A 25096-nucleotide genomic window follows, 5' to 3' on the forward strand; every position below is an offset into this window, starting at 1 on the left:
CACCGCCCCGTATCCAAGGCACGCCGGCGTCAGAGCTGTTCACCGACCTTCTGGGAGAACTCCACGAGGCGGTTGGAGAAGCCCCACTCGTTGTCGTACCACCCGAAGACCTTGACCTGGCCGTCGATCACCTCGGTCAGGGGCGCATCGAAGATCGAGGAGTGCGGGTTGCCAACGATGTCGTGGGAGACGATCGGCGCCTGGGAGTACTGCAGGTAGCCGGCCAGCGGCCCGTGATCGGCAGCCTCGCGGAAAGCTGCATTGACGTCCTCAACCGTTGCCGGGCGGGAGGTGACCACGGTGAGGTCGGTAATCGAGCCGACCGGGACCGGAACCCTCATGGCAGCGCCGGTCAGGCGCCCGTCGAGCTCGGGGATGACCAGACCGATGGCCCGGGCGGCCCCTGAGGAGGTGGGAACGATGGAGGCGGCGGCAGCGCGCGCCCGACGCAGGTCCTTGTGAGGTGCGTCGTGAAGCCGCTGGTCCCCGGTGTAGGCGTGGATCGTCGTCATGAGACCGCTCTCGATCCCAAAGGCGTCGTGGAGGACCCTGGCGAGCGGGGCCAGGGAGTTCGTGGTGCACGATCCGTTGGAGAACACGTCGGCGGCGGAGACATCCAGCTGACTGTCGTTGACCCCCAGGACGAAGGTGGGGACGTCACCCTTGGCTGGTGCGGAGATGATGACCTTCTTGGCGCCACCCCGAAGGTGCTGGGCGGCCTTGTCCCGGTCGACGAAGAACCCGGTGGACTCGATGACGACGTCGGCCCCGACCTCACCCCAGGGGATCTTGGCCGGGTCCGGCTCGGAGAGGACCTTGATGGTTCGACCGGCGACCTCGAGTTCGTCGCCGTCGGTAGCGACGCCGTCGAGATGCCCGGCCACTGAGTCCCACTCCAGGAGCGTGGCCAGCGTGCCTGCGTCGGTCAGGTCGTTGACGGCAACGACCTCGACGTCCGCTGCGCTGGCCAGCGCAGCACGCAGGTACGTGCGTCCGATACGTCCGAAGCCGTTGATACCGATACGAATAGTCATGTTCCTTCTCCTTCGGTGAATGGTGGCGCCGGCGGACACCGACGCCGATTGTCAGGATCAGGAGGAAGCGGACCCGTCGCCGCCAGGAGCCGTACCGGCGGTCCCGGCCGCAACGCGGAGCAGCTCGAGGGCACCTTGACGGGCCGCGTCATACGGGGCCCTGTCCTGCTCGGCCATAGCCAGGACGTAACCGCCCTGAACAACGGCGACCATCGTGCGAGCCAGGTGGTCCGGCTCAAGGTCTACCGGCAGACGTCCCTGCGACCTGGCCACATCAATGACAGCGGCCAGCATCTCGCAAAGCTGGGCAAAGGCCTCGGCGACCGGCTCACGAAGACCGTCGTCGGCCACCACCGCCTTGTCCTGGGCCATCCGACCGACTCGGCAGCCTTTGAGCGGATCACGCGGGAGAGTGAGATAGGCAGCAAGGATCTCGAGCGGATCCTCGAGGTCCTTGAGCGCGGCCTTCCAGGAATCCAGCTGGACCTGGCAGTTGTGATTCAGGGCGGCCAGCCCGAGATCCCGCTTGGTCGGGAAGTAGTGGTACATGCTCCCCTGCCCAACACCGGAAAGCTCGCGAACCGCCCGCGGGCTCGTGGCGCTGTAGCCACGCTCCCACATCAGCTCAGCCATCGCCTCAACCAGCTTCTCTCTCGAGTCCACGCCAGAACTGTACATACCTCGCTATGACGTACCCCCGGGAGGCACGGCGGCCGCCCGGATCTGCTCCCTCCTGATTCCCATACCAGAACTGTACATACCTCTAGGTACAGAACACAAGGGCAGTCATCCACTGAGAATTGCTCACGCGAGTTTCAGTCAGACCGGTGCGCCCACGCGCAGGGTGGGCAGACCCAGGCTCACCGGGGCGGTGTCGGGCTCGGGAGTGGCGCAGGCCTCGGCCTGGCGGCGCTCCCAGGCGTCACCGGCGCGGGTGCGTCGCACCTGGAACAGGGCTGGGCCGTCGTCGAGCCAGAGGCGGTCACCGGGCTTGAGGGCCTCGTTGGCGGCCGCGGCGAGCGGGTCCAGCTCGCGTCCGCAGCGGGCGGAGTCGGCGATGAGGTTGTGAGGGGCGCCGTGGGTGACGCGCACGGTGACCATGTCGCCGGGGCGCGGGGCCCCGCCGGCGTAGTCGTCCTCACCCAGGCCCTCGGGCAGGGCGACGTGGACGAGGCGGTTGTCGGCGGCGCGCCCGGAGACGCGGGCGGTGACCGAGTCCCGGCGCCCCTCGCCCTCGGCGACGAGCACCTCGACGACGCGTCCCTCCTGGCGCTCGTTCTCCTCGTGGGCGATGCGGCGCACGAGCGCGTCAAGCCGCCGGTAGCGGTCCTTGACGACCTCGGTGGGGACCTGGTCGTCACGGTCGGCGGCGGGGGTGCCCGGGCGCGGGGAGTACTCGAAGGTGTAGGCCGAGGCGAAACGGGCCTGCTCGACGACGTCGAGGGTGGCCTGGAAGTCCTCCTCGGTCTCACCGGGGAAGCCGACGATGATGTCGGTGGTGATGGCGGCCTGGGGCATGACAGCGCGGACCTTGTCCAGGATGCCCAGGAAGCGCTGGGTACGGTAGGAGCGGCGCATGGCGCGCAGCACCCGGTCCGAGCCGGACTGCAGGGGCATGTGCAGGCTGGGCATGACGGCCTCGGTGGTGGCCATGGCCTCGATGACGTCGTCGGTGAAGGCGGCGGGGTGGGGGCTGGTGAAGCGCACGCGCTCGATGCCCTCGACTGCGCCGGTCGCCCGCAGCAGCTTGGCGAAGGCGCCGCGGTCCCCGAAGCCGACCCCGTAGGAGTTGACGTTCTGTCCCAGGAGGGTCACCTCGATGGCGCCCTGCGCGGCGACGGCCTCGACCTCGGCCAGGACGTCGCCGGGGCGGCGGTCGCGCTGCTTGCCGCGCAGGGAGGGCACGATGCAGAAGGTGCAGGTGTTGTTGCAGCCCACGGCGATGGAGACCCAGGCGGCATAGGAGGACTCGCGGCGGGTGGGCAGGGTGGAGGGGAAGACCTTGAGGGACTCCTCGAGCTCGACGGCGGCCGCGGAGTTGTGCCGGGCGCGCTCGAGCAGGGCGGGCAGGACGTCGAGGTTGTGGGTGCCGAAGACGACGTCGACCCAGGGGGCCCGCTCGACGATCCCCTCCCCCATCTGCTGGGCCAGGCACCCGGCCACGGCGATCTGCATGCCGGGGCGCTCGCGTTTGACGGCGGCGAGCTGGCCCAGGTTGCCGAAGAGCCGGGTGGCGGCGTTCTCACGCACGGAGCAGGTGTTGATGATGACGACGTCGGCCCCGCCGTCACCGGCGTCGGTGGCGCGGGCGGCGGCCTCGGGCACGTCCTCGACGCGCAGGTAGCCGGCCCTCTCCAGCAGTCCCGCCATGTGCTCGGAGTCGTGGACGTTCATCTGGCAGCCGAGCGTACGCACGTGGTAGGTGCGCGGCCGGGCGCCTCGGGCATCGAGAACAGGTGCGGAGGTGGTCAGCGTGGTCATCGCCGAGCAGTGTAGGTGGCGCTGGGGCCCCGCCCCAGCCCTGGCGCAGTGTCGTGACCAGATGCACGCCGGGGCGGGGCCCTCAGCTCTCCCAGTGACGGGGCGAACCGGGGTCAGGACTTCTTGCGCGAGGCGCTTCTGACCTCGTTGCGGGCAGCCTGAGCCAAGGCGTCGCTCACCGGCCTCCCGCGACCACCGTCCACTGATCCAGGGCCAGGGCGGCCGCCCCCCGCGCCCACTCGTCGAACTCGAAGGGACGCAGCAGGACGGGCGCCGGCGCCGCCGCCCAGTGCCGCAGACCTCCCACCTCCTTCTCAAAGGTCTCCCGGTAGGTCTCCACCACGGCGACCCCCTCCCCGGAGACGACGACGAGCTCGGGGTCGACGTAGGCGATGAGAGTCCCCACGACCCTTCCGACCGCCAGCGCCGCACGCCGTAGGACGTCGTCGACGCCGTCGTTGCGACGCATGTCGGGGCTCAGGAGCAGATCGAGGCTCAGCTCCTGGGCCTGACACCCCAGGTGCTTGGCGGCCGCCCGTAGGATTTGGGAGGTCGAGGCGAGAGCACGGGCGCATCCGGGGTGCCCGATCTCGCAACTGGGTCCTGAAGGGTCCACCGGCAGGTGCCCGACGCTGCCGGCCGCCCCCTGCGCACCGGAGACGACCTCACCGGCCACCACGACCCCGCAGCCGATCCCGGCGCCGAGGGTGACCATGGCGAAGGGGTCCTTTCCGCGGCCGGCCCCGAACCTGGCCTCGGCGTAGGCGAAGGCGCGCACGTCATTGGCCGCGACGCAGGGCAGCCCGGTGGCCTCGGTGACCATGGCGGCCAGAGGCACGTCACGCCATCCCAGGAAGCTGGCCACCACCACGGTCCGTCTCCCGGCGACGGCCGCCCCCAGGGAGATCCCGACGGCGTCGGGCCGTCGACCGCTGCGCTGAGCCAGCTGCGCCACCACTGAGGCGATCAGGGCGGTCACGGAGTCGGGGTCGGTCTCGGTCAGCGGCAGGGATTCCCCGGCCAGGACCTCGCCCAGCGGATCGGTCAGGACGGCGTAGAGGCGGTCGGCGGTGAGCTTGACGCCCGCGACGGTGGCGGAGCCCGCGACGACGGCCAGGAGGCGGGTGGGCCGTCCCGGTCCACCCGCCTCCACCGGCGGCTGCTCCTCGATGAGGCCCGCCTCGATGAGGGGGCGCACCGTGCGCGTCGTCGTCGCCGCGGACAGCCCCAGGCGCTCGGCGAGGTCGCCGCGGCTCATGGGACCCACTGAGATCAGGGAGAGCAGTGTCTGAGCGCCGAGGCTGCGTCCTCCACCGTCCATGTCCTGTTCCCGCTCCCGCCGTCGCCGACTGCTAGATGGACCATTGGGCCCATGACCTGGGACGACGCCGACCGCCGCCCGATTCGTACCGACACTGTAGGTCAAACCCTTGCGGAAACTGGCGTCATCAATTATTTTCATCTTACAAGGAATCGCTTCTGGTTCCTCCCCTCCCCCGGAAGGACAATGATGACCCTCCATCTGCGATGCGCCGACACCTCCGTAGTCCTCGACCTGCCCGACGACCGTTTCCCGGTGGTGCGCCACTGGGGTCCCGACCTGGGTGACGTCAGCGGTGACGACCTGTCCGACGCGACCCTGGCCGCACAGACATCCTTGGGAACCAACACCGCCTGGATCACCAACGACCTGCCGATCCTGCCCCTGGCCCACCTGGGGTGGAGCTCCCGCCCCGCCGTGGTGCTCTCACGCACCGACGGCTCGGCCTTCTCGCCCCACCCCACTGCCTTCACCCACGAGGAGGGCTCCGAGGACACCCCGGCCGGAACCGCCCTCGTTGTGCGCTCCAGCGGAACCGACACCGCCCACGCGCTGACTCTGGGCACTGAGCTGCGCCTGGAGCCCTGCGGCCTGGTACGCCTGCGCGCCTGGGTCCGCAATGACCACTCCGGGTCCGGCGGCGATCAGGGGGCCGACCTCGTCGTCGGTGAGCTCACGCCGGTACTGCCGCTGCCCGACAGCGCCGATGAGCTGCTGGACACCACCGGCCACCACGTCCAGGAGCGTCGGCTCGTGCGCACCCCCTTCACCCCGGGCACCCGCCTGCGCGAGTCCTGGGAGGGACGCCCGGGGCACGACGCCGTCACCTGGCTGGCAGCCGGCCCCACCGGCTTCGGGTGGCGCAGCGGGCGCGTCCACGGCGTTCACGCGGCCTGGTCCGGAAACGTCCGTCACCTGGCGATGAACCCGGCCTCGGGGCGCAAGCTCCTGGGAGCCGGAGAGCTGCTCCTGCCGGGCGAGGTCTTACTGGCCCCCGGTCAGACCTACACCTCTGCGTGGACGGTCTTCTCCTGGGGCGAGGGCCTGGACGCCCTGGCCCACCGCAGCCACGCCTGGCTGCGCTCGCGCCCGTCCCACCCCACCCGTCCCCGCCCGGTGCTGCTCAACACCTGGGAGGCCGTCTACTTCGACCACGACCTGGACAAGCTCAAGGCCCTGGCCGACGCCGCCGCCCAGGTCGGTATCGAGCGCTACGTCCTGGACGACGGCTGGTTCGGCTCCCGCCGCGACGACACCTCGGGACTGGGCGACTGGCAGGTCTCCCCCGAGGCCTGGCCGGACGGTCTGGAGCCGCTCGTGGAGCACGTCCACGCCCTGGGCATGGAGTTCGGCCTGTGGTTCGAGCCGGAGATGATCAACGTCGACTCCGAGCTGGCCCGCACCCATCCGGAGTGGATCCTGTCCGACGGCGCCGGCGGAGCGCCCGAGCACCGCCACCAGCGGGTCCTGGACCTGTCCGCCCCCGGCGCCTGGGACTACCTGTTCGACGCCATCTCCACCCTCGTGGAGCGCCTCGGCATCGCCTACCTCAAGTGGGACCACAACTCCCCCCTGCTGGCCACGGGTCACGAGGTCGCCGACCCCACCGCGGGGCGCCAGGGGGCGGCCGCCGTCCACGACCAGACCCTGGCCGTCTACCGCCTCCTGGACGCGCTCTATAAGCGCTTCCCCTCCCTGGAGATCGAGTCCTGCGCCGGCGGCGGCGGCCGCATCGACCTGGGGATCATGGAGCGCACCCAGCGGGTGTGGGCCTCGGACTGCATCGACGCCCACGACCGTCAGAACATCCAGCGCGGCACCACGCTGCTGCTTCCTCCCGAGATGGTGGGCACCCATGTCGGCTCCGGGCGGGCGCACACCACCCTGCGCGACCTCGACCTCGACTTCCGGGCCGGCACCGCCCTGTGGGGCCACATGGGAGTGGAGTGGGACCTCACCGAGGCCGATGGGCCCACCCGCGAGCGCCTGGCCTCCATCATCGCGCTGCACAAGGAGCTGCGCGGCCTGCTGCACTCGGGGGTGACGGTCCATGCGGACCTGCCCGACGACGACGTGCTGCGCATTGAGGGGGTCGTCGCCCCTGATGGCTCCGACGCCCTGTTCGAGATCGCCTCGCTGGGCCAGCTCCTGGCCTGGCCCACGGCGCCGCGCCCTCTGCCTGGCCTGGACCCCTCGCGCCGCTACCACGTGCGCCTGGCGGCACCGGCCTACCCCGAGCTGCGTCTGGCGGCGGGCTGGATGGCCCAGGGCGTCACCCTGCCGGGCTCCTACCTGACCACCACGGGGCTGGCGCTGCCGGTGCTGCACCCCGACCACCTCGTCCTGCTGCGCGTGAGCGCCGTCGACTGAGGGATCGGCGACCCTCCGAGTCGCTGATCCGTCCTCTCTTCTTCTACCCGTCCCTACCCCACCCGTCCGTCTTCACCCCGTTTTCCCACATCACCGTTGATTTGGAGATCCGATGTCAACTTCGACCCTGCTCGCGCGACCATCGCGTCGGCAGCGCAAGCCACGCTCCGACCTCAAGCTCGGCCTCGCCTTCATCCTCCCGGCGACGATCGGCCTCGTCGCCTTCTATATCTGGCCCCTCATCCGAGGCATCTGGCTGTCCTTCACCGAGTACAACCTCCTGACTCCTGAGGAGTTCACCGGCCTGGACAACTACAAGCGCATGGTCCAGGACGATATCTTCTGGAACGCCGTCGTCGTCACCGTGGAGTACGTGGTCATCAACATCGGTCTGCAGACGATCCTGGCACTCCTCATCGCCGTCCTCATGCAGCGCCTGACCCAGTCCACCTTCGTACGCTCCATCGTGCTGACGCCCTACCTGGTCTCCAACGTGGTCGCCGCCATGCTGTGGCTGTGGATCCTGGACAACACGCTGGGCATCACCAACCAGCTCCTGGAGCCCCTGACGGGCTCAGCCGTCGACTTCTTCTCCTCGTCGATGGCCATCCCCACCATCGCCATCATCAACGTGTGGCGGCACGTGGGCTACACGGCCCTGCTCATCTTCGCGGGCCTGCAGTCGATCCCGAACACGGTCTACGAGGCGGGCAAGATGGACGGCGCCAGCGAGTGGCGGATGTTCTGGCGGATCACCGTCCCGCTGCTGCGTCCCATCCTGGCGCTCGTGCTCATCATGACGATGATCGGCTCCTTCCAGGTCTTCGACACCGTCTCGGTGGCCACCCAGGGCGGACCCGTCAACGCCACCCGCGTGCTGCAGTACTACATCTACGACATGGCCTTCGGGCGCTTCCAGTTCGGATACGCCTCCGCCATGGCTGTGGGGCTGCTGCTCGTCCTGGCCGCGATCACGATCCTGCAGTACCGCATGACCCGTGCCGGCGAGACGGACCTGGACTGAAGGAGGACAAGCCATGACAACGACAACCGCACCCGTGTCCTCCACCAAGCCCTCCCAGGCGGCCGCTGCGGCGTCCCGCGAGACCCCGGGCCGCCGGTTCACCGTCGGCAAGGCCCTGGCCTGGGCGGCGATGATCCTCATCATGCTGTTCACGCTCCTGCCCTTCTACTGGGTGCTGCGTACGGCGCTGTCCTCCAACGCGGGCATCACCGCCCACCCCACCAGCCTGCTGCCGGTGGACATCAACCTGCGCGGCTTCGCCCGCGTCTTCGGCATGCAGTCCACTAAGGAGGCGCTGGCCGACGGCGGCAGCGGCGCAGCCATCAACTTCTGGCTCTACCTGCGTAACTCGGTCATCATCTCCACACTGGTCACCGTGGGGCAGGTCTTCTTCTCAGCGATGGCCGCCTACTCCTTCTCCCGCCTGCGCTGGAAGGGGCGCGACACGGTCTTCGCCGTGTTCCTGGGTGCCCTCATGGTCCCCTCGATCTTCACGCTGCTGCCCAACTTCGTGCTGGTCAAGCAGCTCCACCTCATTGACACCTTCCTGGGGGTGGCGCTGCCGACCATGTTCATGACGCCTTTCGCGGTGTTCTTCCTCAAACAGTTCTTCATGAATATCCCGCGCGAGCTGGAGGAGGCCGCGCTGCTCGACGGCGCCTCGAAGGTCCGGGTGTTCTTCACCCTCATCCTGCCCATGGCCAAGGCCCCGATCTCGACGCTGGCGATCCTGACCTACATCACGGCCTGGAACGACTACTTCTGGCCCCTGCTGGTCTCTTACACGGACTCCTCCCGGGTACTCACGGTGGCTCTGGCCGTCTTCCGTTCCCAGGCCCCTCAGACCGGTCCCGACTGGGCCGGGCTCATGGCCGCCACCCTGGTGGCCGCTCTCCCGATGCTCCTGCTGTTCATGGCCTTCGCCCGGCGCATCGTCAACTCCATCGGCTTTACCGGAATCAAGTGAGGCACCAGATGACGACTCAACCGATCAGCCCTCTTCGCTCCTCACTGTCGCGCCGCAGCCTCCTGTGCGGACTGGCCTCGGGAGCGGCCGCCCTGACCCTGGCCGCCTGCTCCGGTGGCTCCAGAAAGTCGGGAGCCGGCGCCGTCGAGTACTGGATGTGGGACGCCAGCCAGCTGCCCGCCTATGAGGCGTGCGCCAAGGCCTTCGAGGCCAAGACCGGCATCAAGGTGAACATCACCCAGATCGCCTGGGGCGACTACTGGACCAAGCTGACGGCCGGCTTCATCGCCGGGACGGGTCCGGACGCCTTCACCGACCACATCTCCAAGTTCGCCCAGTTCGAGGACCTGGAGGTCCTGGTTCCGCTGGAGAAGCAGGCCGCCTGGTCCGGCGTCGATGAGTCCGCCTTCCAGGAGGGCCTCATCGACCTGTGGAAGGGGGAGGACGGTCACCAGTACGGCTGCCCCAAGGACTGGGACACCGTGGCGGTCTTCTACAACCGGGACATGCTCACTCAGGCGGGCCTGTCCGAGGCCGACCTGGCCGGCTGGTCCTGGAACCCCACCGACGGCGGAACCTTCGAGAAGATCCTCGCCCGCCTGACCGTGGACAAAAATGGCGTGCGCGGTGACGAGCCCGGTTTCGATAAGAACCGCGTGGCCGTCTACGGCCTGGGTATCCAGGACGCCGGAACCGGGGACGGCCAGACCCAGTGGAGTCCCTTCACCGGTTCGGCCGGAGACTGGTTCTACACGAACAAGAAAACCTGGGGTGACCACTACCGCTACGACGAGAAGGTCTTCCAGGACACGATGGACTGGTACTTCGGCCTGGTGGACAAGGGCTACATGCCTCCGCGCGGCGCCTTCTCCTCCACAACCAGCACCGATGTCCAGCTCGGCAGCGGCAAGGTCGCCATGTGCTTCAACGGCTCGTGGATGTTCGGCACCTACGCCAAGCTCGACGTCAAGGTCGGGATCGCCGCGAGCCCCGTGGGCCCCAACGGAAAGTCGGTCTCCTTGTTCAACGGGCTGGGCGACTCGATCTCCAAGCAGTCGGCCAACATCGACAACGCCTCCAAGTGGGTGGCCTTCCTGGGGACCGCGGAGGCGCAGGACATCGTGGCCTCTCACGGAATCGTCTTCCCGGCGATCTCCTCCTCCACGGAGAAGGCCGTCAAGGTCTTCGAGGAAACGGGGCTTCCCACTGAGCCCTTCACCCAGCACCTGGAGGACAAGTCCACCTTCTTCTTCCCACTGACCTACTTCGGCGCGGACGTGGCCGCCATCATGAAACCTGCGACGGACGACCTGTGGGCCAACCGGGTGCCGGCCTCAACGCTGACGAAGTACAACGAGCAGGTCAACCTCCTGTTCAAGACGTCCAAGCACAAGAAGGGCTAGCAGCAGGGTTGTTCCTGACCGGCTACGGGCCGGGTCCGGCGATATGCCGGGCCTGGCCCGTGACTTCTCAGCGCAGCCCCATGATCTGCCCGGTGTCGAGATCGACGTCGATGCGTTCGGCGGCGGGGTGGCTCGACAGACCCGGCATGGTCGACAGGCTGCCGCAGATCGCGTAGACGTAGCCGGCCCCCGCGGCCAGGCGCACCTCGCGCACTGGCAGGCGCCACCCGGTGGGCACGCCCTTGAGGCCGGGCTCAGCCGACAGGGACAGCGGGGTCTTGGCGACGATGACGGGCAGGTTCCCGAAGCCGCTGCGTTCATAGTCATCCAGCCGCCTGCTCGCGGCGGGGGTGTAGTCCACGCCGTCGGCGCCGTAGAGCTCGGCCAGCTTGGCGATCTTGGTGCGCAGGTCGTCCTGAGGCTCGTAGGCGGGTCGGGGGCAGGCCACCTCTCCCGCCTCCTGGCAGGCCTCGACGACGGTCCCAGCCAGGTCGAGGCAGCCCTCGCCTCCCCTGGTGACGGGGTGGCAGGCCGCGACCCGGGCTCCGGCGTCGCGGGCGATACGAGTTACCTCCTCGATCTCGCTGTCATGGTCGGTGGGGAAGACGTTGACGGCCACGACCGGGGTGATGCCGAAACCGCGCACGATCTGCAGGTGCTTGAGCAGGTTGGCGGCGCCTGCGCGCACGTCCTCGACGTTCCCCTGGAGCATCTCCTCGGGCAGGTCCTTGCCGCTGACGAGTCGGTGGCGCCCGCTGTGGGCCTTGAGCGCCCTGATGGTGACCACGACGACGGCGATGGTCGGGTGCATCCCCGAGACGGCGCACTTGAGGTCGATGAAGCGCTCCAGGCCCATGTCGGATCCGAAGCCGGCCTCGGTGAGGATGTAGCCGCCGTCGCCGACCCCTGCTGCGGCGACGCGGTCGGCGATGACCGAGGAGCAGCCGGTGGCAATGTTGCCGAAGGGGCCGGTGTGGACCAGGACGGGCGTGCCCTCACCGGTGCGCAGGAGATTGGGTTCGAGGGCGTCGCGCAGGACGGCGCACATGGCCCCGGCTGCCTTGAGGTCCTCAGCGCTGATCCACTCCCCGCTGCGGCTTTGGCCGATGACGATGTGCCCCAGGCGCCTGCGCAGGTCGGCCAGGCCCGTGGCCAGCGACATGATGACCATGAGCTCGCTGGCGGGGGTGATGTCGAAGGAGGCCTGCCGGGTGATGCCGTCGATCCTGGACCCCAGGCCGGTGACGATATGGCGCAGGGCGCGGTCGTTGACGTCCAGGACCCGGGGCCAGGTGATGGTGCGTTCGTCAATGTCGAGCTCGTTGCCGTGGTACAGGTGGTTGTCGATCATCGCCGACAGGAGGTTGTGGGCGGCGGTGATGGCGTGGAAGTCGCCGGTCAGATGCAGGTTCATCCGCTCGGCCGGCAAGATGCGGGCGCCTCCGGAGCCTCCGGCCCCGCCCTTGATGCCGAAGGTGGGGCCCATGGCCGACTGGCGCAGGGTGAGGACGGCCCGCTCGCCCAGGCGGGTGAGTCCCTGGGCCAGTCCGATGGCCGTGGTGGTCTTGCCCTCCCCGAAAGGCGTCGGCGTGATCGCAGTGACGACGACGTAGTGAGGGGCATACGCACCCCCGCTGCACACGTGCTGGCTGGATTCCAGCACGCGCAGGTCGATCTTGGCCACGTCACGGCCGTGAGGGATGACGTGCTCGGCGGCGATGCCCGCCGACGCCGCCAGCGCGTGGAGGTCGATCGGGGCGTGGGGGCCGCCAGTGGCCGCAATCACCTGGGTCATGAGCCAAGCCTAGTCGGCCGGCAAGCAGGCCTCAGGCTCTTGACGCCCCACAAGCAGTCCCGTCGTCATTCCGATTCCTCGGCGTGAGCAGCAGCGATGGCTCGCATAGTCACGTCCCGGCTGTAGCCCTTGCGCCCCAGCACAGCGGCGGTGCGGCGCCGGCGCACCTCCCAGGGCAGGTGGCCGGTGGCGGAGAGCTTCTTGCGGGCCAGCGCCAGCGCCGCCACGTCCTCGTCCTCGGAGCTGATCTGCTCGAGGGCCTCGGCGACATCTCCCTCGCCCAGCCCCTTGCGCCGCAGCTCCTCGGCGATGGCCCGTCTGGCTGCCCCCTTCTCCGCGAAGCGGGTGCGCGCCAGGCGGGCCGCGTAGGCGGTGTCGTCAATGACTCCGGCCGCCTCCAGACGGTCGAGGACCTCGGTGGCCACACGGGGGTCCACCTCCTTGCGCTCAAGGAGCTCGGCCAGGGCCGCGCGAGGAGCCGCACTGCGGTCCAGGCGGCGCAGGACGATCTCCCGCGCCGCCTCGACCGCCTGCGCGTGGGTGTCAGGGATGAGCCAGGGCATCAGAACCCGCCGGCGTCCTCACCGAAGATGGTGTCCGGCTCATCCGCCGACGCCTCTTTGGGGGTCTTCGCGCTCTTGGAGGCCTTAGCGGTGGTGGCGGCCTTCTTCCCGCGCCCCCGGGCGTTCTTGACCGCGCTCGTGGCGGCGGTGTCAGCGCTGTCCACCGGGACGGCGGCCGCGGCCACGGCCGCCTCGGCGGCGGCGAGCTCCTCAGCCTCCCGGGCCTTGCGGCCGGGCTCACCGATGCCCAGGGCGGCGAGGATCTTCTCCTCGATCTCGGCAGCCAGCTGCGGGTTGTCCTTGAGGAAGTTGCGGGCGTTCTCCTTGCCCTGACCGAGCTGGTCCTCCCCGTAGGTGAACCAGGCCCCCGACTTGCGCACCACGCCGTTGTCCACACCCAGGTCCAGCAGGCTGCCCTCGCGGGAGATGCCCTGGCCGTAGAGGATGTCGAACTCGGCCTGCTTGAAGGGCGGCGCCATCTTATTCTTGACGACCTTGACCCGGGTGCGGTTACCCACGGGCTGGTCTCCGTCCTTGAGGCCGCCGATGCGGCGCACGTCCAGACGCACGGAGGCGTAGAACTTCAGGGCCTTCCCACCGGTGGTGGTCTCCGGGTTGCCGAAGAACACACCGATCTTCTCACGCAGCTGGTTGATGAAGATGGCGGTGGTGCCGGTGGAGGAAAGTGCACCGGTGATCTTGCGCAGCGCCTGGCTCATGAGGCGGGCCTGGAGGCCGACGTGGGAGTCCCCCATCTCCCCCTCGATCTCGGCCTTGGGGACCAGGGCCGCCACGGAGTCGATGACGATGATGTCCAGGCCGCCCGAGCGCACCAGCATGTCGGTGATCTCCAGGGCCTGCTCCCCGGTGTCCGGCTGTGAGACCAGGAGGTTGTCGATGTCGACGCCCAGGGCCTTGGCGTAGACCGGGTCGAGGGCGTGCTCGGCGTCAATGAAGGCCGCGTTCCCGCCGGCCCTCTGCGCGCTGGCCACGGCGTGCAGGGCGACGGTGGTCTTTCCGGAGGACTCCGGCCCGTAGACCTCGATGATGCGCCCCCTCGGGAGCCCTCCGACTCCCAGAGCCACGTCGAGGGCGACCGACCCCGTCGGGATGACGGAGACCGGAGGACGGGACTCGTCCCCCAGACGCATGACGGATCCCTTACCGAAGCTCTTGTCGATCTGGGCGAGGGCTGTGGCCAGGGCCTTGGAGCGGTCCTGGGTCTGGCTGGCAGCGGGCATTGTTCTACCTCGGTTCTCAGGGCGGCGCGCAGCCGCGGCGGACATGGCTGGTCAACTTCGGCGAGGTCCCCTCTCCGGGGCTCACCAACAACGGTATGCCTGACCACTGACATCTATCTCCGCCCATCATCAGCCCTGTGGACTCAGGGGGCGTCGTCGTCGTTCGTGGAGAACAGTACCCGAACACCTGTTCGATCATGACATCATCGTCACGCGCGTGTCGGCGACTCCTGAGCTTGCCCCAGCACCCGCCCTCACCGCCTGGGCTCAGCGACGGGGATCCGAGCGGAAGATCCATCGCTCGGCATCCGTGCGCTCAGTCTCGTCGCACAGAAGACTCCAGACCCGCTCCGGCGCCACACCGTCGTCAAGCGCCTGCACGCAGGTCACCCCCAGGCCCGGAAGAACCAGATCCTGCGCCAGCGACCGGCCGTAGGCCGAACCGAAGACCGTCTCGACGGCGTTCCAGAACTCCGAGTGCTTCACCACTCCCCCTTTGTCAACAGGCAACCCGGCGGCGAGTCCACTCATCGTGGCCCCACCGCCGGGAGGGTCGGCTCACTGGCAACGGCCTGCGCACCGCGAGAGCAGCGCAAGCAGAGCATCAGCGGATGGTCACCGCAGGGCGACCCCCTGCTGACGCACGAGCTCATCGGGAACTGTGTCTGGAATCATGACACCCTCGGTCAGGGCGATGCGGTCGGAGACCTCGCGCAGCACCATGGACAGGGGGGCGTCAAGCGCCTGGCAGATGGAGGCGAGCAGCTCGGAGGAGGCTTCCTTCTGACCGCGCTCAACCTCGGAGAGGTACCCCAGGGAGACGCGGGCCTGAGAGGAGACCTCACGCAGCGTGCGTCCCTGGTGCTGTCGGACGCCGCGCAGGACTTCTCCGATCTCGCGGCGCAGGACGACATTCTCATGCTTCGGGGTGTCCACGGACACACCGTACCCTGCCCCGGGTCCCTGGCGCATCGGCATCCGGTTGTTGATCGGGCGAGTGGTGCGGGGGTGAGTCGTGTTGTTCATCGTCTAGCACAACCATTCACGTCGTGGATTCATTCCCGCCACGCGGGTCCAGCTCTTCGGCTCCGGTGACGTTGGGAACCACTCTACCGGTATTCCTGAGAGAAATCTGAAATACGCCTTAGTCTGTGGTCTGTAGTTGGTCGGTCGTCGATGTGAGGCAGTCACGGCTGCGACTCACGGCCTTCTTCCCGCAGGAAACCGATGGCCAGCTCACACACTTCCATCACGGTGGCGCGCCGGATCTGCGAGCGGTCACCGCTCAGGTGCAGCTCGCGGTGTCCGTGCCCCCAAGGAGCGGCGACGGCGACGTGAACCGTTCCCGCCGGATGGCCGTCGGCCGGCCCCGGTCCGGCCACTCCAGTGGTCGCCAGCCCCAGATCGGCCCCGAGGAGCCTGCGCACTCCGTGCGCCATCTGCAGGGCGACATCGCGGTCCACCGGCCCGGTCCGCTCCAGGTGCGCAGCATCGACCCCGAGGACCTGCGCCTTGATCCGAGTGGCGTAGGCCACGACCGCCCCCACGAGCACACGGGAGGCGCCGGGGACCTCCACCAGGCTGGAGGAGACCTGCCCACCCGTCAATGACTCGGCGATCGCCAGACTCACTCCGCGATCCGCGGCAGCTTGCAGCAGGGCCGTCGCCACGCGGATACGGCCCTCGGCGCCCTGCACGTCCCCGATCACCACGGCTTGCGCCCCGGGGAGGTCACTGGTCGCTCCGTCCGTCCTGACGGCTCAACCGCACCGCCTGGCGGACATAGTCCAGGCCGGTCACCACCGTGACGATGAGCGCCGCAGCCACGATGACGTAGGCCGCCTTGGTCAGGAACGTGGCCGGGCCCGCGGGCAGCAGGAGCATGGACCAGGGTGTGAGCAGCCCGACCAGCCCCACCATCTGCAGCGTCGTCTTGATCTTGCCGCCGCGCGAGGCCGCCATGACGGCGCGGCGCAGCATGAAGAAGCGCATGACCGTGATGCCGAGCTCGCGCACGACGATGAGGATGGTGACCCACCACCACAGCCGGTGGTTGACGCTCAGCAGGACGAAGGCGGACAGGGTCAGCGCCTTGTCCGCGATCGGGTCGGCGATCTTGCCGAAGGAGGTCACCAGCCCCCACGAGCGCGCCAGCTGGCCGTCCAGGCGATCCGTGAAGGCCGCCACGACGAAGACCACGACTGCGGCGAGCCTGGCCCGATCCCCTGGCAGCAGGGAGAGCCAGATGAAGACGGGCACGAGCAGCAGGCGCAGCACCGTCAGGACGTTGGCGATGTTGAGCAGCGGCGCCTGCTCTGACTGCGCAGCGCCGTCCGGGGCGGTCGGGGCGTTCATCAGGGTCAGCCTAGTCGCGGACGGCCTCCAGTCGACGCAGAAACCTCGATCCATCTTCTCGACCGCCTCGTATCTGCTCACCTCCGCCGTACGCGCTACGACGCCACCACATACGACACGCGGCATAAGATCCGTTCTCACCCACGGTTCACGCCGACGTCTCGACACGTCCGCCTCGCGCCGCCGGAACGAGCACGAACCGTGCACACGTCATTAAGGTCCACTTCTTACGTTCATCACCATGTACTCAGCCGCTCCTCTGCCTTCGTCTTCGCCACGCTCGGCACGTCTCGCCCGCAGGTCACGAGGACCCATCCTCCTGACCGCCGCCGTTCTCATCACGTCCGCCGCGGTGAGCGGCTGCGCGACGAGCACTGACCACTCCGTGCCGGCTCAGTCGCCGACTCCGTCCGCCTCCGCCAGCACCGGCGGCTCACAGGACGTGCACTTCACCGTGGGCTACGCCGGGGACGTCCTCATGCACATGCCGGTGATGGAGTCCACCCCGGGGGCCTCAGGGGACATCACCGCCAACATCGCTGCTGAGACCCCCTGGGTCGAGGGCCTGGATCTGGCCCTGTGTGGGATGGAGGTTCCTGTCGCTCCGGACGGGGTCTACTCGGGCTACCCCTCCTTCGGCACCTCGGCCGAGGTCGTGGCCGCCTTGGCGAGATCCGGGTGGGACGGCTGCGCAACCGCCTCCAACCACGCTGCGGATCGGGGAGAGGCGGGGGTCGTGGCCACCTTGGACGCCCTGGACGCTCACGGGCTGGGCCACGCTGGCACCTACCGGAGCCGACAGGACGCCTCGGTGCCCTTCGCGCTCTACGAGCTTGAGCGGGGTGGGCGCACAGTGACCATCGCCCAGATCTCCACGACCATGGACCTCAACGGCCTGGAGGATCCCACCGGCTACTCGGTGTCGCTCAACGACGTCGGCGCCATCACGAAGGCGGCGACGTCGGCCCGTGCGGCGGGTGCCGACCTCGTCGTCGTCCACTCCCAGCTCGGTGAGGAGTACGAGACCACGCCCAACGACAAGCAGGTCTCCTACGCCCAGTCCCTGGCCGACAGCGGGCAGGTCGACATCCTCTTCGGCGCTCACCCCCATGTACCTCAGCCCGTCGAGAAGCTCTCCGGCGGAGTCGGGGGCAAGGGGATGTGGGTGTCGTACTCGGCCGGCAACTACATCTCCAACCAGGACGAGGAGTGCTGCGCCCCGCTGTCCGACGTCGGCCAGCTGGTCTGGGCCGACGTCACGTCCCACGCCGACGGCTCAGTGAGCGTGGACAAGCTGAACTGGCACCCATTCACGATGGATCTCGCCGGCGGCTACAAGATCCGGGACCTGACGGCGCTTCACAACGGTGAACGCCCTGCCGATCTGGGCCTGAGCACGGAGGAGATCGACCGACGCTGGAGCCTGCTGACCTCTCAGGTCAAGGACGCCTCGACCATGTCCACCACACCGCCCAAGGCCACCGGACCGGCTCCGACGATTCCCAGCCGGGACGAGGTCATCACACGAGCCGGAGCCCACCCGGGCCCGCAGGGCACGGCATCGGCCTCCCCATCACCACGATGAGCCGCGGCCAGTGAGCGACCAGGCGTCCTCGGAGTCCTCATCGGCGGACGTATCGTCCCAGGACTCAGACTCCGGCAGGCTCGATGCGACCTCCAACGGATCCGTGCTGTAGCGGTTCGACGGCATGACCGCGGTACGAGGCTCGTTCGCGGCAGGAGCCGAGGGCTCGTCGGAGCCTGGCTCGCCCTGAGAGGCGTCAGGGGCTTCGGGACTCTCAGCGCTTCCCGGCGCACCGCCCTCGCCCTTGATCCAGGCCAGGGTCTCCTCGAGCTGCTCGGGCTGGACGAGGACGTCGCGGGCCTTGGATCCCTCCGAGGGGCCAACGACCTCACGCGACTCGAGCAGGTCCATGAGGCGTCCGGCCTTGGCGAAGCCGACGCGCAGCTTGCGCTGGAGCATGGAGGTGGAGCCGAACTGGCTGGAGATGATGAGCTCGGCGGCCTGCAGGAGCAGGTCCATGTCATCGCCGATCTCCTCATCGATCTGCTTCTTGACCTCCGGGACGACGACGTCCTCGCGGTACTCGGGCGTCAACTGGGACTTGACGTGCTCGACGACGGAGCGAATCTCGGACTCGGTGACCCAGGAGCCCTGGATGCGCACCGGCGTCGAGGCGCCCGGGCCAAGGTAGAGGGCGTCACCCTGGCCGGTGAGCGTCTCGGCCCCGTTCTGGTCGAGGATGACCCGGGAGTCCAGCTGGGAGGCCGTGGCGAAGGCCAGGCGCGAGGGGACGTTGGACTTGATGAGGCCGGTGACCACCTGGGCGACGGGTCGCTGGGTGGCCAGGACCAGGTGGATCCCGGCGGCGCGGGCCAGCTGGGTGATGCGCTGGATGGAGGCCTCCACGTCCTTGGGGGCGGTCATCATGAGGTCGGCGAGCTCGTCGACGACGACCAGGAGGTAGGGGTAGGGGCTCAGCTCTCGCTGGGATCCCGGCAGGGGCTGGACCTCTCCCGCGCGCACCGCCTTGTTGAAGTCGTCGATGTGCTTGAAGCCGAAGGAGGCCAGGTCGTCGTAGCGGGCGTCCATCTCTCGCACCACCCACTCCAGGGCCTCGGCCGCCTTCTTCGGGGAGGTGATGATCGGGGTGATGAGGTGGGGGATGCCCTCGTAGATGGTCAGCTCCACCCGCTTGGGGTCCACGAGCACCATGCGCACCTCCTCGGGCATGGCGCGCATCATGATCGAGGTGATCATCGAGTTGACGAAGGAGGACTTACCCGAACCGGTCTGACCAGCCACCAGTAGGTGCGGGGTCTTGGCCAGGTTGGTGACGACGTAGTCGCCCTCGACGTTCTTGCCCAGTCCGACCACCAGCGGGTGCGCCTGCTTGCGCGCGGCCTGGGAGCGCAGGACGTCGCCGAGCTTGACCATCTCCCGGTCGCTGTTGGGGATCTCGATGCCGATGGCGCTCTTGCCGGGAATGGGGGTGAGCAGGCGGATCTCGTCGGAGGCCACCGCGTAGGCGATGTTCTTCTCCAGCCCCGTGATCCGGGAGACGTTGACCCCCCGGCCCCGGTGGACCTCGTAGCGAGTGACCTGGGGGCCGCGCGTGTAGCCGGTGACCGTGGCGTCCACGTTGAACTCGGCGAAGACGTTCTGCAGAGACTCGACGATGGCGTCGTTGGCGGGGGTGCGGGTGGAGTGGCCCGGCCCGGGACCGAGCAGCGCGTCATCGGGCAGGGAGTAGGTCGAGCCGTCGGGCAGGGCCATGTTGCCCAGGTCGCTCATGGCGATCTGGTCGGCGAGGTCGGGCTCCTCGAGGGCGACCTCGGGGGTCTCCTCGGTGACGGCGTCGAAACCGGACGGTGACTGCGAGGGTGCCTGCGGGACGGGGCGCTTGGCGGACGAGGGTTTGCGCTGCCCCCCTGCGGCCGGGCCGGAGGCCGCGGGGCCACCTGCCGGGCCGGCGGGCCTGCTCCGGGTGGAGGACGCGGCTGAGGGCGCCGGGGAGGCGATGACGTCGGTCTCCTCGCCCACATCCGGGATGACGAAGTCCTCGCCCCCGGAGTGAGCGCCGTGATCGCCGCCCGGCTCGAAGAGCTCGGTGGTCGAGGCCTGCTGGGCCTCCCGGTCGGACGAGCGCTTACGCCGGCCGCTGCCACGCTTGCGAGAGGACGACTCCTCCACCTCCAGGGCGGAACGGAAGGGCTCGTCGCCGTCGTAGGAGTCCAGGAGCGCCGTCTGATCCGAGTCCCCGCCCGAGGCGCCGGCCCGCCCGGTGCCTCGACGCACCCGTCCGAGCAGGCGCCGGGCCAGGGAGTCACCGGATCCATCGGCTCCGGGGGAGTCTCCGTCGCCGTCCGCGGCCCGGTACTGCTCCAGCAGGTCACGGATCTCGGCAACGGTCTTGCCGGACAGGACCAGGGCGGAGAAGGCGATCAGGAGGAGGAACAGGATGACGGCCCCCACGGAGGAGAACAGCGCCGCCAGGGGGTAGCCCACCAGCCATCCCAGCAGCCCTCCAGCCCTCTCCAGGCCGTCGATGTTGTTCTTGAGGACCGGGTTGCCGCTGCCGACCTGGATCATTCCGGTCAGAGCCGTCAGCAGCCCCAGGCAGCCCACCGAGACCCGCGCGTGCACCGCCCCCAGGCTGTGGACCCGCAGCATGGCGATGCCCAGCGCCGCCAGGAGCGGGGGCACGAAGATACCCAGGACACCGACGGGGCCCGCGGCGATGTGGTGCAGGAGGTCACCTGCGGCCCCGGAGATCCCGAACCACTCGCGCAGTGCCAGCACCGCTGCGAGGGCCAGGATGAGGAAGGCCCAGCCGGTGCGGCGGTAGCGCCCGCCGGAGGGCCCGGTCCCGGGTGCGGAGAGGGGAGCGGTCCCTGAAGCGGAGCCGCCTCGATTACGCCCTCTGCCGGTTCCCGATGAGGACGCAGCTGTTCTCGTGGTGCGACGATTGGCCATGATGCTCTAGAAACTATCGGATTCTCGGTGTCATTGGCCTTGCCACGCCGCCTGCGCCGACCGGAGACATGTCACCTTCTCGGTGCTGCGGCCCGGTGTGGGGGCTCACCCCCCTGAAGCGGGGGGCAGGCGCGGCCCCAGGACCGGTCAGGGCCTGTCAGGGCCTCTCATCGCCTGCCCGGAGGAACTCATCGATCTCCTCGCGCAGCGGGGCCTGGGCCGGGCCGCTGCACGCAACGGCGTGGGCGGCGGCCGCGTTGGCGCGCCTGGCCGCCTCGACGACGTCGAGCCCGTCAAGAAGGCCGGCGACCAGGACACCGGTATGCGTGTCTCCCGCCCCCGTCGTGTCCACGACCTCACGCACGAAACCGGGGACCTCGATCGCCCCGCCGCCCACCGGGTGGAGAACACAGCCGTTCACGCCGGTACGGTGGACGATCAGTGCTTCAGGACAGGCCTGCCGGATGGCCCTCGTACCGCCCAGACGCTTCTCGAGGCACCCCATCTCCAGATCGTTCCCGGTCAGTATCGTTGCCCGCCTCAGTAGCGGCAGAAGCACCTGATCGGGGATGTCGGGCTGGACCGGACCGAGGTCGATCACCAGCCCGACGCCGTCGGGGATCGACAGGAGCCAGTCGGCCAGGATGCCGCGGCTCGTGTAGTGGGCCAGGTCGTAACCGGTGGCGTAGACCCAGTCCCCGGTTCTCAGGTCGATGCTCTCAAGGTCCTCGCGCTGAGGCTCCCCCTCGACGCCCGCGGTGGTGATGAAGGTGCGTCTGCCGGAGGGCTCGATGAGAGTGGTGCAGGTGCCGATGTCCCCGACGAGCTCCTCGACAAGCAGCTCGACCCGGTCCAGGCGCATTGACTCGCGCACCCGCGCGGAGTTGGGGCCGGTCCCCAGGGTGGCGGCCAGGGCAGTGGGGACACCCTGCCTGGCTGCGGCCGAGACCACGGTGTACCCGCCGCCGACGACCGGACCCGACGACGCCCCGGTGATCGCCCCTCCCGGCGTCGGCACGCGGCTGACGTGGAGGGGGATGTCAATGAGGATGGAGCCGGTGGATATGAAGCATGCGGGTCGGAACAGAGTCATGCAGTGAGAGCCCTCCCGCTACGCCTCGATGACGACCGGGACGATCATGGGACGGCGCCTGAGACGGCGCCCGATCCAGCGCCCCAGGGTGCGGCGCATGACCTGCTGAAGGGAGTAGGCGTCCGCCTTGCCGGTCTCCAGCGCGGCCGACAGGGCCTCGGTCACATCGGGAAGAATCTCCTCGAAGACCGAGTCGTCCTCGGCCACACCCCTCGCCTGGATATGGGGACCGGCCAGGATCGTGCCGGTCGTGGTCTCCACCACGACGTAGACGGAGACGAAGCCCTCCTCCGCCAGGATGCGGCGGTCCTTGAGCTCGGCCTCGTCGATCTCCCCCACTGAGGAGCCGTCGACGTAGATGTAGCCGCAGGGCACCTGCCCGGCGATACGGGCCGCTCCCCCCTCCAGATCAACGGCCACGCCGTCCTCGCACAGCATGACCCGCTCCGGGGCGATTCCCGTCTTGACGGCGAGCCCGCCATTGGCCACCAGATGACGGATCTCACCGTGAATGGGCATGACGTTGCGGGGCTGGACGATGTTGTAGACGTGGAGCAGCTCCTCGGAGGAGGCGTGCCCGGAGACGTGGACCTTGGCGTTGCCCTGGTGGACCACGCGCGCGCCCAGCCGCATGAGCTGATTGATCACCCGGAAGACGGAGTTCTCGTTGCCGGGGATGAGGGAGGAGGCGAAGATGACGGTGTCGCCGGGCTCAATGGTGACGCTACGGTGCTCGGAGTGGGCCATCCGGGACAGGGCCGCCATCGGCTCGCCCTGCGAGCCGGTGACCATGAGGACTCTCTCGTGCGGGGGCAGCGAGGTGATGTCCCGGGCATCGATGAGGACGCCTGCGGGGACCTTGAGGTAGCCGCGCTCGGCGGCGATTCCCATGTTGCGCACCATGGAGCGCCCCACGAGGGCAACCCGCCTGTCGTGCAGGGCGGCGGCGTCGAGGACCTGCTGGACCCGGTGGACGTGGCTGGCGAAGGAGGCCACGACGATCTGCCCGTCGGAGTCGGCGAAGACGTTGTCCAGGACCCGGCCGATCTCACCCTCATGGCCCACCATGCCCGGGACCTCGGCGTTCGTGGAGTCCACGCAGAACAGGTCCACGCCCTCCTCACCGAAGCGGGCGAAGGAGCGCAGGTCCGTGATGCGCCCGTCGATGGGCAGGGAGTCCATCTTGAAGTCACCGGTGGCCAGCACGTTGCCGGCATCGGTGCGGATCATGACGGCCATGGCGTCGGGGATGGAGTGGTTGACGGCCACGAACTCCAGGTCGAAGGGGTCGTAGGAGACCTCCTCGTGCTCGACGACCTGGCGCAGCACCGGGCGGATACGGTGCTCCTTGAGCTTGGCCTCCACGAAGGCCAGCGTGAGCTCGCTTCCCACCAGGGGGATGTCCTCACGCAGGCGCAGCAGGTAGGGCACGCCCCCGATGTGGTCCTCGTGCCCGTGAGTCAGGACCAGGGCGACGACGTCGTCGATGCGGTGCTCGATGGAGGAGAAGTCGGGAAGGATGAGGTCGACGCCCGGCTGGTCCTCCTCAGGGAAGAGCACACCGCAGTCAACGATGAGCAGCTTGCCGTCCAGCTCGAAGACGGTCATGTTACGGCCAACCTCTCCCAGGCCCCCCAGGGGAGTGATGCGCATGGTGCCATCAGCGAGGGGGCCGGGGGTCTTCAGCGCGGGAAAGTTCGTCACGCGGGCATCCTACCGAGGATGCCCCGATTATCGATTGATACGGTATGATCCGGTTGGATTCCGTCGCGCTTCTGCAACGTTCCGACGCGAAGTTCAGGGGCACGTCAGGATCGCTCTACGATATGCCGGTGACGACCACGAGCCTGCCGGATGATGGAGCCAGGGACACCGAGTCCCCTCCATCAACCGATTCACAGTCGAGTCCTGCTCCTCGCGAGAGCCGACGAGGCCTCCTGGGAACAGCCGCCCTGGCAACGGCAACGGGCCTGCTCGGCGCGGGCACCGGTGCAGGAGTCACTCACTGGCGGGACACCCACCTCTCCCCCACGGCACGAACCGCCCCTCGCCCCGCGAGCCCCGGCAACGCGCTCGGGACGCGAGTGGTGTTCCAGACTGGCGGGGAATCCAGGAAGCTGGCGCTGACCTTTGACGACGGACCAGACCCCCGCTGGACTCCACTCGTGCTCGACATGCTGGCGAGGTTGCACGTACGGGCCACCTTCTTCGTCCTGGGGTCCGCGGTAGAGACCCACCCCGAGCTGATCGCACGGGAGGTCGCCGAGGGGCACGAGGTCGCGGTCCACAACTGGGTGCACACGGATGTCTACGGCGTGGGCTTCTCCGAGCTGAGCGACTCGGTGGACCGAACACGTGAGGCGATCATGGCGGCAGGAGCACCGTCTCCGCGCCTGTGGCGGCCTCCCTACGGCCGGGTTGACGCGCCGGCCATGATGGTCGCCTCGCTCAAGAGGATGGACCTGTTGCTGTGGAGCGTTCACACGCCCTCGACGGCGGAGGCCGCCGCCGTCAAGGACACTGCCGGCGCCGGGTCGGTGGTGCTGTGCCACGACGGGCGCACGCAGCCTTCCGAAGCCCTGTTCACCGCCTTGGAAGGAGGCGTGCGCTCGCTGCTGGAGCGAGGGCTCACCGTGACGACGGGCAGCGACCTGCTGGCGTCCGTCTGACGAACGGTTGAGGGGCCCTCGCATGAGCAGATCTCGCCGCGAGAAAGCAAGAGGTGCCTGCCCCACCGTGCGGTGGAGCAGGCACCTGATCCTCGTACCCCCAGCCGGATTCGAACCGGCGCCGCCGCCGTGAGAGGGCGGTGTCCTAGGCCACTAAACGATGGGGGCTTATGACAGTCCGAGTACCGAAACCAGCAACCGGACCCTCGTACCCCCAGCCGGATTCGAACCGGCGCCGCCGCCGTGAGAGGGCGGTGTCCTAGGCCACTAAACGATGGGGGC

Annotated in this window: 20 protein-coding genes and 2 tRNA genes; 6 read left to right on the forward strand and 16 right to left on the reverse strand. The window is 68.8% G+C overall.

Features of this window, described 5'->3' with window-relative positions; all coding sequences use genetic code 11:
* Nucleotides 1-29: 29 nt before the first annotated feature.
* The 4 genes from gap to BKH20_RS09285 form a co-directional block, all read right to left on the reverse strand.
* Nucleotides 30-1034, reverse strand: coding sequence for a type I glyceraldehyde-3-phosphate dehydrogenase (gene gap, locus BKH20_RS09270; protein WP_075390817.1), 1005 nt, complete (start codon nucleotides 1032-1034; stop codon nucleotides 30-32).
* 57 nt (nucleotides 1035-1091) lie between these two features.
* Nucleotides 1092-1712 (reverse strand): TetR/AcrR family transcriptional regulator, encoded by a 621-nt coding sequence (locus BKH20_RS09275; protein ID WP_075390818.1) that lies wholly within the window; start codon nucleotides 1710-1712, stop codon nucleotides 1092-1094.
* A gap of 141 nt (nucleotides 1713-1853) precedes the next feature.
* Nucleotides 1854-3515, reverse strand: a complete 1662-nt coding sequence (miaB, locus tag BKH20_RS09280; RefSeq protein ID WP_075390819.1) for a tRNA (N6-isopentenyl adenosine(37)-C2)-methylthiotransferase MiaB — start codon at nucleotides 3513-3515, stop codon at nucleotides 1854-1856.
* A gap of 175 nt (nucleotides 3516-3690) precedes the next feature.
* Nucleotides 3691-4836 carry an ROK family transcriptional regulator gene (locus tag BKH20_RS09285; protein WP_070662891.1) on the reverse strand — a complete coding sequence of 382 codons (1146 nt, stop codon included), beginning with the start codon at nucleotides 4834-4836 and terminating at the stop codon, nucleotides 3691-3693.
* Between the two features lie 189 nt (nucleotides 4837-5025).
* Here BKH20_RS09285 and BKH20_RS09290 point away from each other — a divergent pair, with 189 nt between their 5' ends.
* From BKH20_RS09290 to BKH20_RS09305, 4 genes are all read left to right on the forward strand, one after another.
* On the forward strand, nucleotides 5026-7206 hold the full coding sequence (locus BKH20_RS09290) for an alpha-galactosidase (RefSeq protein WP_075390820.1): 2181 nt from the start codon (nucleotides 5026-5028) through the stop codon (nucleotides 7204-7206).
* A 112-nt stretch (nucleotides 7207-7318) separates the two neighbouring features.
* A complete protein-coding gene (locus BKH20_RS09295; RefSeq protein WP_075390821.1) occupies nucleotides 7319-8230 on the forward strand; it encodes a carbohydrate ABC transporter permease in 912 nt (303 codons plus the stop codon).
* Nucleotides 8231-8243: 13 nt separating this feature from the next.
* Nucleotides 8244-9197, forward strand: coding sequence for a carbohydrate ABC transporter permease (locus BKH20_RS09300; RefSeq protein ID WP_075390822.1), 954 nt, complete (start codon nucleotides 8244-8246; stop codon nucleotides 9195-9197).
* An 8-nt stretch (nucleotides 9198-9205) separates the two neighbouring features.
* Entirely contained in the window at nucleotides 9206-10600 is a 1395-nt protein-coding gene (locus tag BKH20_RS09305) for an ABC transporter substrate-binding protein (RefSeq protein ID WP_075390823.1), read from the forward strand.
* Between the two features lie 67 nt (nucleotides 10601-10667).
* On the opposite strand, the gene BKH20_RS09310 is transcribed toward BKH20_RS09305, so the two are convergent.
* From BKH20_RS09310 to pgsA, 7 genes are all read right to left on the reverse strand, one after another.
* A complete protein-coding gene (locus BKH20_RS09310; RefSeq protein WP_075390824.1) occupies nucleotides 10668-12395 on the reverse strand; it encodes a formate--tetrahydrofolate ligase in 1728 nt (575 codons plus the stop codon).
* A 65-nt stretch (nucleotides 12396-12460) separates the two neighbouring features.
* Nucleotides 12461-12958, reverse strand: coding sequence for a regulatory protein RecX (locus tag BKH20_RS09315; protein ID WP_070662895.1), 498 nt, complete (start codon nucleotides 12956-12958; stop codon nucleotides 12461-12463).
* Entirely contained in the window at nucleotides 12958-14199 is a 1242-nt protein-coding gene (gene recA, locus BKH20_RS09320) for a recombinase RecA (protein ID WP_075390825.1), read from the reverse strand. The genes BKH20_RS09315 and recA overlap by 1 nt, the downstream gene beginning before the upstream one ends.
* A gap of 267 nt (nucleotides 14200-14466) precedes the next feature.
* The gene (locus tag BKH20_RS09325; RefSeq protein WP_070662908.1) at nucleotides 14467-14685 is read right to left on the reverse strand and encodes a DUF3046 domain-containing protein; all 219 of its coding nucleotides are present in this window, start codon (nucleotides 14683-14685) and stop codon (nucleotides 14467-14469) included.
* Nucleotides 14686-14814: 129 nt separating this feature from the next.
* Nucleotides 14815-15225 carry a helix-turn-helix domain-containing protein gene (locus BKH20_RS09330; RefSeq protein ID WP_004565236.1) on the reverse strand — a complete coding sequence of 137 codons (411 nt, stop codon included), beginning with the start codon at nucleotides 15223-15225 and terminating at the stop codon, nucleotides 14815-14817.
* 161 nt (nucleotides 15226-15386) lie between these two features.
* Nucleotides 15387-15908, reverse strand: coding sequence for a CinA family protein (locus BKH20_RS09335; RefSeq protein WP_081381674.1), 522 nt, complete (start codon nucleotides 15906-15908; stop codon nucleotides 15387-15389).
* A gap of 22 nt (nucleotides 15909-15930) precedes the next feature.
* Nucleotides 15931-16554, reverse strand: a complete 624-nt coding sequence (pgsA, locus tag BKH20_RS09340; RefSeq protein WP_143224982.1) for a CDP-diacylglycerol--glycerol-3-phosphate 3-phosphatidyltransferase — start codon at nucleotides 16552-16554, stop codon at nucleotides 15931-15933.
* Nucleotides 16555-16939: 385 nt separating this feature from the next.
* On the opposite strand from pgsA, the gene BKH20_RS09345 reads away from it, so the two are divergent.
* The gene (locus tag BKH20_RS09345) at nucleotides 16940-18139 is read left to right on the forward strand and encodes a CapA family protein (protein WP_256693113.1); all 1200 of its coding nucleotides are present in this window, start codon (nucleotides 16940-16942) and stop codon (nucleotides 18137-18139) included.
* Here BKH20_RS09345 and BKH20_RS09350 read toward each other — a convergent pair.
* From BKH20_RS09350 to BKH20_RS09360, 3 genes are all read right to left on the reverse strand, one after another.
* Nucleotides 18128-21052, reverse strand: a complete 2925-nt coding sequence (locus tag BKH20_RS09350; protein WP_075390829.1) for an FtsK/SpoIIIE family DNA translocase — start codon at nucleotides 21050-21052, stop codon at nucleotides 18128-18130. The genes BKH20_RS09345 and BKH20_RS09350 overlap by 12 nt on opposite strands.
* Nucleotides 21053-21209: 157 nt before the next feature.
* Nucleotides 21210-22145 carry a PfkB family carbohydrate kinase gene (locus BKH20_RS09355; protein ID WP_075390830.1) on the reverse strand — a complete coding sequence of 312 codons (936 nt, stop codon included), beginning with the start codon at nucleotides 22143-22145 and terminating at the stop codon, nucleotides 21210-21212.
* Nucleotides 22146-22163: 18 nt separating this feature from the next.
* A complete protein-coding gene (locus BKH20_RS09360; RefSeq protein WP_075390835.1) occupies nucleotides 22164-23798 on the reverse strand; it encodes a ribonuclease J in 1635 nt (544 codons plus the stop codon).
* A 173-nt stretch (nucleotides 23799-23971) separates the two neighbouring features.
* Here BKH20_RS09360 and BKH20_RS09365 point away from each other — a divergent pair, with 173 nt between their 5' ends.
* Nucleotides 23972-24814 carry a polysaccharide deacetylase family protein gene (locus tag BKH20_RS09365; RefSeq protein WP_430793392.1) on the forward strand — a complete coding sequence of 281 codons (843 nt, stop codon included), beginning with the start codon at nucleotides 23972-23974 and terminating at the stop codon, nucleotides 24812-24814.
* 95 nt (nucleotides 24815-24909) lie between these two features.
* Here the strand turns inward: BKH20_RS09365 and BKH20_RS09370 are convergent.
* Together BKH20_RS09370 and BKH20_RS09375 are read right to left on the reverse strand one after the other, a co-directional pair.
* Nucleotides 24910-24982: transfer RNA gene (locus BKH20_RS09370), tRNA-Glu, on the reverse strand.
* Between the two features lie 41 nt (nucleotides 24983-25023).
* Nucleotides 25024-25096 (reverse strand) — tRNA-Glu (locus tag BKH20_RS09375).

The organism is Actinomyces oris (assembly GCF_001937445.1).
In the GTDB taxonomy this organism is placed as follows: domain Bacteria; phylum Actinomycetota; class Actinomycetes; order Actinomycetales; family Actinomycetaceae; genus Actinomyces; species Actinomyces acetigenes.

Bases quoted from the DNA above. Each gene is read 5' to 3' on its own strand.
- BKH20_RS09315 (WP_070662895.1), bottom strand. From the start codon at position 12,958: ATGCCCTGGCTCATCCCTGACACCCACGCGCAGGCGGTCGAGGCGGCG.
- pgsA (WP_143224982.1), bottom strand. From the start codon at position 16,554: ATGAACGCCCCGACCGCCCCGGACGGCGCTGCGCAGTCAGAGCAGGCG.
- BKH20_RS09275 (WP_075390818.1), bottom strand. From the start codon at position 1,712: ATGTACAGTTCTGGCGTGGACTCGAGAGAGAAGCTGGTTGAGGCGATG.
- recA (WP_075390825.1), bottom strand. From the start codon at position 14,199: ATGCCCGCTGCCAGCCAGACCCAGGACCGCTCCAAGGCCCTGGCCACA.
- miaB (WP_075390819.1), bottom strand. From the start codon at position 3,515: ATGACCACGCTGACCACCTCCGCACCTGTTCTCGATGCCCGAGGCGCC.
- BKH20_RS09290 (WP_075390820.1), top strand. From the start codon at position 5,026: ATGACCCTCCATCTGCGATGCGCCGACACCTCCGTAGTCCTCGACCTG.
- BKH20_RS09305 (WP_075390823.1), top strand. From the start codon at position 9,206: ATGACGACTCAACCGATCAGCCCTCTTCGCTCCTCACTGTCGCGCCGC.
- BKH20_RS09355 (WP_075390830.1), bottom strand. From the start codon at position 22,145: ATGACTCTGTTCCGACCCGCATGCTTCATATCCACCGGCTCCATCCTC.
- BKH20_RS09285 (WP_070662891.1), bottom strand. From the start codon at position 4,836: ATGGACGGTGGAGGACGCAGCCTCGGCGCTCAGACACTGCTCTCCCTG.
- BKH20_RS09295 (WP_075390821.1), top strand. From the start codon at position 7,319: ATGTCAACTTCGACCCTGCTCGCGCGACCATCGCGTCGGCAGCGCAAG.
- BKH20_RS09330 (WP_004565236.1), bottom strand. From the start codon at position 15,225: ATGAACAACACGACTCACCCCCGCACCACTCGCCCGATCAACAACCGG.
- BKH20_RS09350 (WP_075390829.1), bottom strand. From the start codon at position 21,052: ATGGCCAATCGTCGCACCACGAGAACAGCTGCGTCCTCATCGGGAACC.
- BKH20_RS09310 (WP_075390824.1), bottom strand. From the start codon at position 12,395: ATGACCCAGGTGATTGCGGCCACTGGCGGCCCCCACGCCCCGATCGAC.
- BKH20_RS09360 (WP_075390835.1), bottom strand. From the start codon at position 23,798: ATGCGCATCACTCCCCTGGGGGGCCTGGGAGAGGTTGGCCGTAACATG.
- BKH20_RS09365 (WP_430793392.1), top strand. From the start codon at position 23,972: ATGCCGGTGACGACCACGAGCCTGCCGGATGATGGAGCCAGGGACACC.
- BKH20_RS09300 (WP_075390822.1), top strand. From the start codon at position 8,244: ATGACAACGACAACCGCACCCGTGTCCTCCACCAAGCCCTCCCAGGCG.
- gap (WP_075390817.1), bottom strand. From the start codon at position 1,034: ATGACTATTCGTATCGGTATCAACGGCTTCGGACGTATCGGACGCACG.